At 63.3% G+C, this 4,227-nt stretch carries 5 protein-coding genes; all 5 read right to left on the reverse strand.

Features of this window, described 5'->3' with window-relative positions:
- Nucleotides 1-186: 186 nt before the first annotated feature.
- Nucleotides 187-1,488 carry an ATP-binding protein gene (locus tag IBX54_RS13120; RefSeq protein ID WP_296543104.1) on the reverse strand — a complete coding sequence of 434 codons (1,302 nt, stop codon included), beginning with the start codon at nucleotides 1,486-1,488 and terminating at the stop codon, nucleotides 187-189.
- On the reverse strand, nucleotides 1,488-2,195 hold the full coding sequence (locus tag IBX54_RS13125; RefSeq protein ID WP_296543108.1) for a response regulator transcription factor: 708 nt from the start codon (nucleotides 2,193-2,195) through the stop codon (nucleotides 1,488-1,490). The genes IBX54_RS13120 and IBX54_RS13125 overlap by 1 nt, the downstream gene beginning before the upstream one ends.
- Before the next feature lie 60 nt (nucleotides 2,196-2,255).
- Nucleotides 2,256-3,578, reverse strand: a complete 1,323-nt coding sequence (locus tag IBX54_RS13130) for an AmpG family muropeptide MFS transporter (protein WP_296543105.1) — start codon at nucleotides 3,576-3,578, stop codon at nucleotides 2,256-2,258.
- A 70-nt stretch (nucleotides 3,579-3,648) separates the two neighbouring features.
- Entirely contained in the window at nucleotides 3,649-4,071 is a 423-nt protein-coding gene (locus IBX54_RS13135; protein ID WP_296543106.1) for a DUF3597 domain-containing protein, read from the reverse strand.
- Nucleotides 4,046-4,227, reverse strand: a 182-nt coding sequence (locus tag IBX54_RS13140) for a hypothetical protein (RefSeq protein ID WP_296543107.1), incomplete at its 5' end; no start/stop codon positions are given. The genes IBX54_RS13135 and IBX54_RS13140, both read right to left, overlap by 26 nt.

Raw genomic sequence — 4,227 nt, forward strand, 5'->3', positions numbered from 1 at the left:
TCAAAAAAAAGCCACCCGAAGGTGGCTTGTAAAGTTCCCCCGTGGGAGGAACGTCGTTGGAAACCCCATGATCTCAAAGACTTCATCAAAAAAGACGCTGACTTGGCATGTGCTTCTGACTGTGACAGCAGTGGTATGAAATATAAGGGGCGTTCATGGTTTTGAATATCCCCCATTTGGGGGGTTTTACAGGTATTTTTTTGGCAGCTCGAGCACGAATACGGCACCGCCATCAGGCCCGTCTTCACAAGCCACCCGGCCGCCATGCCGCTCGGCGATGGCTTTGACCAGCGCCAGGCCCAGGCCCACACCGCCGTCGCGCTCGGTGGCGCCCGGCAGACGGTAAAAGGGCTCGAAAATGCGCTCACGCAAATCCTCCGGCACGCCAGGCCCGTGGTCCGAAACCCGGATCACCACCTGGCTTGGCGTCTGGCTCAGACTCAAGCGGATGTCGCCGGCGCCATAGCGGCGCGCGTTTTCCAGCAGGTTGCGCACGGCCCGGCGCAGCAGTTTGCTGATGCCCGGCACGGCCAGCTCCAGCTCGGCCGGGTCAGCATTCAAATCCGGCGGCAGGTCAAGCTCGGCATTGACGCGGGCGCATTCCTCGGCCGCCAGGCCAATCAGGTCCACCGACTCCTCGGTGCCCAAATCGGCCTCGCGCGCATCGAGGCGGCTGGCCAGCAAAATCTCGTCGATCAGCTGGTCGAGCTCATTGATGTTGCGCGTAATCTCGGCCTTGGACGCTGGTGTGCCGGCACCCATCAGTTCCAGCCCCATGCGGATGCGCGTTAGCGGCGAGCGCAATTCGTGCGAGGCATTGGCCAGCAGCGATTTTTGCGAGGCCAGCAGCGCCTCGTGCGACTGCACCAAGGTCTGCACGCGCTCGGCGGCCTGGTTGAAACGCCTGGCCAGAAAGGCCACTTCGTCCTGACCGGCCTCAGAGACGCGGGTTGACAAATCGCCTTCGCCCCACTGCTGCACGCCGTTCTGCAGGCGCTCCAGCCGGCGTGTGAGCGTGCGCACGATCGGGTAAGTGGCCAGCGCCACGGCAATGCCCACCCACACCAGCATCCAGGCAAAGCCAAACGGTGGGCGGCTCCAGAACGAGGCGGGCGCGCGCATCAGGTGCATGCGCATGGTCTGGCCGTCGTGCATGCGCACCACAAACTCGGGGCCGGGGGTGGCGTCGCCGCTGCCTGCAGAGGCTTCGGCGCTGGTTTGGCCTGGCGGCGGTGTTGTCATCATGCTGCGCTCGGGGTGATGCATGCCTTGGCCTTGCAGATCACGCCGACGCGGCCCGGGTGACTCGTCGCCAGAATACGCGCGGGAACGTCCCTTGCCAATGATCTGACCGGCCTGGTCGCGAATTTCGATATCGCGCAAGGGTGGTTCGGCCGCGAGCCGCCAGGCCCAGCCCACCAGCAAAATGAGCACGGCCACGGCCAGCACCACGGCCAGCCAGATGCGAATGTAGAGTTTATTAAGCATCAATCCTGCTGGCGGGCAAACACGTAACCCACGCCGCGCACCGTGAGGATGCGTTTGGGCGCCTTGGCATCAAGCTCGATGGCGGCGCGGATGCGGCCCATGTGCACGTCGATGGAGCGGTCGAAGGCTTCGAGCTCGCGCCCGCGCACGGCCTCCATGATCTGGTCGCGCGTGAGCACGCGCCCGGCGCGCTCGCCCAAAGCCACCAGCAGGTCAAACTGGTAAGAGGTCAGGTCGCAGACCTGGCCGGCCACGCTGACCACACGCGCATCGCGGTCGATTTCCAGGCTGCCAAAGCGCATCACATTGCCATTGCCCATGGCGCCACCATCGCCATGGCGGCGCAGCACGGCGCGGATGCGCGCCAGCAACTCGCGCGGCTCGAAGGGTTTGGGCAGGTAGTCGTCCGCACCCATTTCCAGGCCGATGATGCGGTCCATTGGGTCGCCTTTGGCGGTGAGCATCAGAATGGGCGTTTGCGCCAGCGCGCCGGGCAGGGCACGGATGCGTCGGCACACTTCCAGGCCGTCCATGTCAGGCAGCATCAGGTCCAGAATCACCAGCTCTGCAGCTTGTTTCTGCAAGGTGTTCAAGCCGGTTTGGCCGTCACCGGCGTGCGCGACCTGGTAGCCGGACTGGCCCAGATACTCGCTCACCATGTTGGCCAGGCGCGCATCGTCTTCGATCATCAGCAGCTGTTGGTTCATTGGCATGAGTCTAGTGGCGGGTCTCATCCAGCGTTTGAAGGCCGCGTAAAGTTGGGTAAATCAGGCTTGCCTGACACGCGCGGCCAGCCACACCAGCAGCAACACCGGCGCGCCCAGCAGCGCCGTGGCCGTGAAAAAGTGCTGGTAGCCGAAGGCATCGACATAAACGCCCGAATAGCCGGCGATGAACTTGGGCAACAGCAGCATCATGGAGCTGAACAGCGCGTATTGGGTGGCCGAGTAGTTGACGTTGGTCAGGCCCGAGAGGTAAGCGATGAAGGCGGCCGAGGCAATGCCGCCAGCCAGGTTGTCGGCCGAGATCACAAAAATGAGCCCGGTCAGGTCATGGCCACGCGTGCTCAAGGCCGCAAACAGCAGATTGGTGCCGGCGCTCAGCAGCGCGCCCAGCATCAGCACCCGCATCACCCCCAGGCGCATGGCCATGGCGCCGCCAATGAACGCGCCGGCCAGTGTCATGATGACGCCGTAAATCTTGGTCACGGTGGCAACCTCTGCCTTGGTGTAGCCCATATCGACATAAAACGGGTTGGCCATGATGCCCATCACCACGTCACTGATGCGGTAGACGGCAATCAGCGCAAGAATGAGCACTGCCTGCCACTTGTAGCGGCGCAAAAAGTCGGCAAAGGGCTCGATCAGCGCGCCGTGCAGCCAGTCCAGGGCGTTCTTGGCGGCGGGCATGGGGCGGCGCAGCGGCTCGGGCGACAGCAGCACGGTGACAATGCCTAGCGCCATGCTGGCCGCCATCACCAGGTAAGCGGTGTGCCAGGCACCGTGCTGGTAGCCGCTGATGCCCACGGTTTGCGCCCCGGCGGCAATCCACAACACGCCGGCACCAGCCCAGATCATGGCCAGCCGGTAACCGGTCTGGTAAGACGCCGCCAGCGCGGCCTGGCGGCTGATGTCGGCCGATTCGATGCGAAAGGCATCGAGCGCGATGTCCTGCGTGGCCGAGCCAAACGCCACCGCCAGCGCGCCCCACACCACAGGCGTGAGCGCCACCTGTGGGTCGTTGAACGACATTGCGATCAGGCCCCACACGATGGCCAGTTGCGACAGCAGCAGCCAGCTGCGCCGGCGCCCAAGCCAGCGCGTGAGCAGCGGAATCGGCAGCCGGTCCACCAGCGGCGCCCAAAGCCACTTGAAGGCATAAGCCAAGCCGACCCAGCTCAGGTAACCGATGGTGGTGCGGTCAATGCCGGCCTCGCGCAGCCAGAAGCTCAGCGTGCCCAGCACCAGCAGCAATGGCAGGCCGGCCGAAAAGCCCAGAATGAGCATGCGCAGGCTGGCCGGCTCCAGATAGACCCGCAGCGTGCTGATCCAGGAGGGTTTGGCGGCGGGGGCAGAAGAGGCAGAGGTCATGCCGGAATAATACGGGCTGCCACCACGCTAGATTGCGTCATTGCGTTCGCAATGACGATGTTCTGACACGTTAATCCAGCAGCGCCTGCGGGATATTGCCGCCGTTGGCAGCAATGTGCGCGAGCACGTTCTTGTGCAGCCAGATATTCATCTTGGCTGAGTCACCCATCAGTTCGTCGGGGCAACCGAGTTCGGTGGCCAACGCCTTGCGTGCGGCAAAGCTGCTGTCGAGGTCAAGCAGCTTGAGCAGATCGACGATGGATGTTTTCCAGTTCAGCTTCTGCGGATTCTTGGCGGCACGCTGCTCCATTTGTGCAACGACATCGACCATCGCGATTGGATTGACCGCCGCTGGCGCTGCGGCAGCCGGGCTGGGCGTTGCCGGCGCGGCTACCGGGGCAGTGGCAGGTGCAGCCGGTGCCGCTGTAGTGGTGGGTGCTGCGTCGCCGCTGCCAATGCCCAATTTGTCAAGTATCTTGCTGAAAAATCCCATGATGTACTCCTTGAGGGGTCAAAAACGCATTATGACCAGTGAACGAGTCAACCGTTTCGGCGCGCCGCCGTTTGATCATTGGTTGCCACGTTGCTGCGCGACTTTCCATGAACAGCCCCGTCATTGCGAACGAAGTGACGCAATCCATGTCCCCGG

This window comes from Rhodoferax sp., from assembly GCF_014859475.1.
Classification (GTDB): Bacteria; Pseudomonadota; Gammaproteobacteria; order Burkholderiales; family Burkholderiaceae_C; genus Rhodoferax.

Coding starts and splice junctions, on each gene's coding strand:
- IBX54_RS13120 (WP_296543104.1), bottom strand. CDS start 1,488: ATGCTTAATAAACTCTACATTCGCATCTGGCTGGCCGTGGTGCTGGCC.
- IBX54_RS13125 (WP_296543108.1), bottom strand. CDS start 2,195: ATGAACCAACAGCTGCTGATGATCGAAGACGATGCGCGCCTGGCCAAC.
- IBX54_RS13130 (WP_296543105.1), bottom strand. CDS start 3,578: ATGACCTCTGCCTCTTCTGCCCCCGCCGCCAAACCCTCCTGGATCAGC.
- IBX54_RS13135 (WP_296543106.1), bottom strand. CDS start 4,071: ATGGGATTTTTCAGCAAGATACTTGACAAATTGGGCATTGGCAGCGGC.